Source organism: Cereibacter changlensis JA139, from assembly GCF_003034985.1.
Classification (GTDB): Bacteria; Pseudomonadota; Alphaproteobacteria; order Rhodobacterales; family Rhodobacteraceae; genus Cereibacter; species Cereibacter changlensis.
Genome location: NZ_PZKG01000227.1, coordinates 1 through 3,931, shown reverse-complemented (window position 1 = coordinate 3,931; position 3,931 = coordinate 1). Strand labels below are relative to the sequence as shown.

The 3,931-nt window shown below is 63.7% G+C and carries 5 protein-coding genes; 1 reads left to right on the top strand and 4 read right to left on the bottom strand.

Annotated features, from left to right (window positions below; genetic code table 11):
* On the top strand, positions 1 to 277 hold a 277-nt coding region (locus C5F48_RS22305), incomplete at its 5' end, for an exopolysaccharide biosynthesis protein (RefSeq protein WP_146170709.1).
* A 102-nt stretch (positions 278 to 379) separates the two neighbouring features.
* Here the strand turns inward: C5F48_RS22305 and C5F48_RS22300 are convergent.
* The 4 genes from C5F48_RS22300 to C5F48_RS22285 form a co-directional block, all read right to left on the bottom strand.
* The gene (locus C5F48_RS22300; protein ID WP_146170708.1) at positions 380 to 700 is read right to left on the bottom strand and encodes a hypothetical protein; all 321 of its coding nucleotides are present in this window, start codon (positions 698 to 700) and stop codon (positions 380 to 382) included.
* 87 nt (positions 701 to 787) lie between these two features.
* A complete protein-coding gene (locus C5F48_RS22295; RefSeq protein WP_107665931.1) occupies positions 788 to 1,837 on the bottom strand; it encodes a CNNM domain-containing protein in 1,050 nt (349 codons plus the stop codon).
* Positions 1,834 to 3,210: a hemolysin family protein gene (locus tag C5F48_RS22290; protein WP_107665930.1), complete on the bottom strand. Its 1,377-nt coding sequence runs from the start codon at positions 3,208 to 3,210 to the stop codon at positions 1,834 to 1,836. Before C5F48_RS22290 ends, C5F48_RS22295 begins: the two co-directional genes overlap by 4 nt.
* A 373-nt stretch (positions 3,211 to 3,583) precedes the next feature.
* On the bottom strand, positions 3,584 to 3,931 hold a 348-nt coding region (locus tag C5F48_RS22285), incomplete at its 5' end, for a cation transporting ATPase C-terminal domain-containing protein (RefSeq protein ID WP_181247754.1).

Genomic DNA, 3,931 nt, shown 5'->3' with positions numbered 1-3,931 from the left:
GAAACCCCGGTTGGCGCCGTTGACAGCCCCGGCCGCCGAACGGGTTCTCGGCGCATTATGTCTCGTCCTGTCGATCGTCCTGCTTCTGCCCATCCCCCTCGGCAATATGCTTCCCGCCGTTGCGATCTGCGGGATCGCCATGGGCATTCTGGAGCGCGATGGGCTCTGGATCGCTTTTGGACTTGCTGTCGCATTGCTTTCGCTCGTCATCGTCTGGAGCGTTCTCTACGCGCTTGCCGGAGCTGCCTTCTTCCTCTTCACCCGAGCTTTCGCATGATGCGCGGGAGCGTCCATCCTCAGCATGAGACCCGTCCGGTGGCCTTGATGGAGAACGCCATAGGCGCCGGCGTGTGCGCCCGCCATCATCTTGAAAAGCTGGTCACGCAATAATCATCGCTGTTCCCCAAAGCAGTCCTGCGAGCTTGGCCAATGTGGCCAGGTGTGGCGGGCCGGGGTAGCGATCGGCGCTGCGCCAGACGCCCACGAGGGCGGCAAGGATATAGGGCGTCGGGAGAAAGTAGACGATCGCGGCGAGTGCTGTCGGGACTTCGAGGCTGATCAGCGTGAAGGCAAAGATGGTGGCGCACAGGCTCGCAAGGGCCGGGTAGAGCATGCCGTGGCTCCAGAAAGCATGGCCAAGCGACAGATCACCGCGCCAGAGGGCCTGCATCGTCGTGAGCCATGAGAAGACCATGTGCATGCTCCTGCTTCGGCCCATCGGGCGGCGTCGGCTGCGAATGCCATGTATCCGGCCGCGGGGCAACAAGGCCCCGCGGCCGGATGCTTTTCAAGCGACCTTGCTGGCAGCCGCCATTTTCTGCACCTCGAGCCCCGCCGGAAGAACGCGCTTCAGGATGTCGGCCAGGGTGATGATCCCGCACAGAGCGTCGTTGTGCATGACGACGGCCAGCTGAACACTCGACTCGCGCATGCGGGCGAGCGCTTCGTAAACCGGAATCTGCGCGTCGAGGATGAAGGCGGGTCTGGCGATATCGACCGCTGGCTGTGCATCCGGCAACAGCAGCGTGTCGCGCACATGCACCACCAACGGCGGGCGGCCGTCGCCCGGGGCCGACATCAGGATGCGCATGTGCCCGGATTGCAGCCCCGCTGCGCGGACATCGGCGACCGTTGCCTGCGCTGGGACCTGCGTCGGGAACACGTCCGTCGTGATCAAGGCGACGACCGGCATGGCGCCGAGATCTATGAAGCCCGACAGCTGCTTCTGCATCTCTGGTTCGAGCGTGCCGACCTGGGCGGAATGCTCCACCAGCTGACGAATGGTTGCGATGTCCTGCCCGCCAACGGCGGCGCTCTCCACCGGTTCGACGCCTGACGCTCTCACAAGGCGGTTCGCTATGCTGTTCATCCAGCGCAGCAAGGGCTGCAGCGGCCAGACAAAGGCGCGCCCGATCACGCCGACGGCGAGGGCGGATTTTTCGGGATGCGCGATGGCCCAGGACTTCGGGGCCATTTCACCAATGACCAGATGCAGGAAGGTGACCACAAAGAGAGACAGCGCAAACGACGTTCCGCCCGCGGCCCAGTAGGGCATGCCCCAGGAGATCAGCACTGGACCGAACCAAGCGTCAACAGCGGGTTTGGTGACCGCGCCCAAGGCGAATGTGCAGACGGTGATGCCGAGCTGCGCGCCGGCGAGCATGAGCGTGAGGTCATTCATGCCACGCAGGGCGGCGCGGGCCGAGACGCTGGTGGGCGCGAGCTCTTCCAAGCGATGACGTCGCGCGCCGAGCAAGGCGAACTCGATGATGACGAAAAGGCCGCTCAGGGCGATCAATGCGACGGTGATCAGGGTTACGCTGAGTGCGCCGTTCATCGGTCATCCTCCGACATTGCGGCTCCGATCAGCCGAACACGCACCTGCGTGGGCACGTGGCGTTCCACCCGCAGGACATCCACCTCAAGCCAGCGGCGCATCGGATGGTCTGAAACCAGTTCCGCAGGATCAATCGGCAGATCGACCGTCACGGTGTCGCCTTCGGAGGGCAAGGCGCCCAGCTCCGCGATCAGAAGACCCGCGACGGTCTCGACTTCGCCGCGTGGCAGATCGTAACCGATGGCCCGCTGCACTTCGTCCAGATGAACGTCCCCATCCATGATCCAGATATCGTCGCCATCCGGCATGAGGGCGTCGCCGGTCTTGGGGTCATGCTCGTCAGTGATCTCGCCCACGATTTCCATGGCGAGATCCTCGATCGTCAGCACGCCGGCAAAACCACCATATTCATCGATGACGCAGGCCAGTTGATTGTCGGACCCGGTCAGTTGGGCCAGCGCGTCGGGGAGCAGCATCAGCGTCGGCATCACGGTTGCAGGGCGCATGACCGAGGCCACGGGTTCATCCGCACGCCCCGACACCAGCCGTTCAAGCACATCGGCAAGATGCACGACGCCGACTGGCGTGTCGTCATCGTCGATTACCGGATAGCGTGTGTGGGCGCGCGCCATGAGGCCACGCAGTTCGTCCAGCGTCGTATCAGGGCTGACCCAGTCCACCTGGGACCGCGGCACCATCGCATGCTCGACGTCCTGCTTCGGAAAGTCGAGGATCCGGTCCATCATCAGCGACAGTTCGAGCGGCAGATCGCCGCTGTCCCGCGAGTCCGCAATGATCCGTGGCAGGTCGTCGGCCGAGGCGCTGACGTCGAGGTCGTGGACCGGCTCGATCCGCAGCGCGCGCAGCAGCAGGTTGGCGGAAATGTCGAAGAACCCGATCAGCCAGCCGAAGACCTTGAGATAGATGAGCGTCGAACGCGAGAGACTGCGCGCAAGCGGCTCGGGATCCGCGATGGCGAGGTTCTTTGGATAGAGCTCTCCGAAAATCATGGCGATGAGAGTGGCTGCCACCAATGCCAGCACAGTGCCGATGGTCACGCCGATCTCCGGCGGAACGCCGGCCCCGCCCAGAAGTATGCCGAGCGACTGGCCCACCAGCGGCTCGGCCACATAGCCGACCAGAAGGCCGGTAACCGTGATGCCAAGTTGCGCGCCGGAAAGCATGAAGCTGGTGCGCTTGGTCACTGCCAGAGCCCGTTCGGCGGACACATCGCCTTCGGCTGCGCGTGCTGCAAGCCGCGTGCGATTGACGCTCATGTAGGCGAACTCTTGGGCAACGAAATAGGCTGTCGCCGCGATGATGGCGAGAATGACGAGGATTCCGACCAGCAGAAGAAGGGAGGCTTCAATCATCGCGGCACGAGAGGCGACGAGGGCGATTCATCGAGATCGAACTGGGAGGGTGGTCCACTGGGGAAAGGGGCCTGTCTTGTTGCGAATGCCTCTCAACTGTGGTGCTCAGGCACTTCTGTCAATCCCTCGCCCGCTTCCCTGATCAGATTTGTCGACGCCGGCGAGAGGCCGCTCATGAAGGGTCGACGCCGCGTGAGCTGGCTCTTGGCACATGCCCGCCCGCGCTTGGCCCTGAAGAGGGGCTGATCGTTCAGACGGTGAGTCCCTGAATGACCCAGCGGGCGGTGCCTTCATGGGAAGACGCCTGAACTGCTAAAATGTTGAGTCAGACAGTTGATCTGCTTCAGCCGCTTCGCTCTGGCCTTGTCACGGGTCATCTCCGCAACCCCAGCCGGATCTGCTTCTCGATTTCGATCAGCGCGAAGAAGGCGGCGCCGACGGCGAGGATCAACAGGCCGTCCATCAACGGCACGGGCCTTGTGCCCAGCACCGCCTGCAATGGCGGCAGGTAGGTCACGGCCGATTGCGCGGCGGTGATGGTGACGACCACGGCCCAGACCACCCTGGTGCCCCGCGCCGCGGCCCAGGTCAGCGAGGCGCCATGGAGGTTGCGGATGAAGAACAGGTGGAAGATCTCCAGCACCACCAGCGTGTTCATCGCCATGGTTTGCGCCAGGGCCAGCGGGTAGCCCTTGTCGATGGCATAGGTGAAGATCCCGAA

Bases quoted from the DNA above. Each gene is read 5' to 3' on its own strand.
- C5F48_RS22300 (WP_146170708.1), bottom strand. From the start codon at position 700: ATGCACATGGTCTTCTCATGGCTCACGACGATGCAGGCCCTCTGGCGC.
- C5F48_RS22295 (WP_107665931.1), bottom strand. From the start codon at position 1,837: ATGAACGGCGCACTCAGCGTAACCCTGATCACCGTCGCATTGATCGCC.
- C5F48_RS22290 (WP_107665930.1), bottom strand. From the start codon at position 3,210: ATGATTGAAGCCTCCCTTCTTCTGCTGGTCGGAATCCTCGTCATTCTC.